Annotated in this window: 2 protein-coding genes; both read right to left on the reverse strand. The window is 45.4% G+C overall.

Translation table 11 applies throughout. The features are described 5' to 3' along the window. On the reverse strand, nt 1-330 hold a 330-nt coding region (locus tag ACTXGO_RS14845), incomplete at its 3' end, for a bifunctional ornithine acetyltransferase/N-acetylglutamate synthase (RefSeq protein WP_443575063.1). Nucleotides 331-356: 26 nt separating this feature from the next. Continuing rightward, a partial coding sequence (locus ACTXGO_RS14850) for an exodeoxyribonuclease III (RefSeq protein WP_443575064.1) occupies nt 357-893 on the reverse strand: 537 nt, incomplete at its 5' end.

The following is an 893-nucleotide window of genomic DNA, read 5'->3' on the forward strand; positions in this document are numbered from 1 at the left end:
ATGAGTATCGACACTAGTTTTGTTTGCCAAAGCTCTACAAATATCTTTGGCGCGGCGGATACCATCAGCACCAGTACCCGCGTTAGCATTGCCAGTGTTGGTGATAAGGTACCGCGGACTGCTATGAGCAAAGTGCTCACGTAGAACGCGTACGGGCGCGGCGCAAAAGGTGTTTTTGGTTGTCACTACTGCTGTCGTTGCCGCTTCATTGATTTTTATGATGACTAAATCATCGCGGTCTTTGTAGCGCAAGCCAGCTGCCGTTGCACTCAAGGTAATGCCATCAATAGCATAAATAGTATCAGGTATAGTTATATCGCCAACAGCCATGGCAGTCTCCTTTTTATATGAATAATTTAATTGTCTTTACTTAAATCAAATACCGACCAAATAGGCGCGTGGTCAGAGGGTTTTTCCATAGCGCGTAGCTCATAGCTGATGCCAGCATCTACGCAGTGTTCGACCAAATCGGGCGTGCATAAAATATGATCGATACGCATACCGCGTTTGGGCTCATCATTAAAGCCGCGACTACGATAATCAAACCAGCTATAAAAATCTGTGCTCTCTGGGTAATGCAAACGATAAGTGTCGATCAGCTCGCACGCCATCAACCTCTCGTACCATTCGCGCTCCTCTGGCAAAAATGAGGTTTTGCCTTGTTTTAGCCAGCGTTTCATACTAGCCTCACCGATGCCAATATCAATATCCTCTGGTGCAATATTCATATCCCCCATAACGATCATCGTACGCCCTTCACTTTTTAAGGTAACGATGTAATCGATTAGGTCGGCGTAATAAGCGCGTTTCATCGGAAACTTAGTAGGATGATCTCGGCTCTCTCCTTGCGGAAAATAGCCATTTAATACATCAATCTCACGACCTTGTATTAC

The organism is Psychrobacter sp. T6-1, from assembly GCF_052258445.1.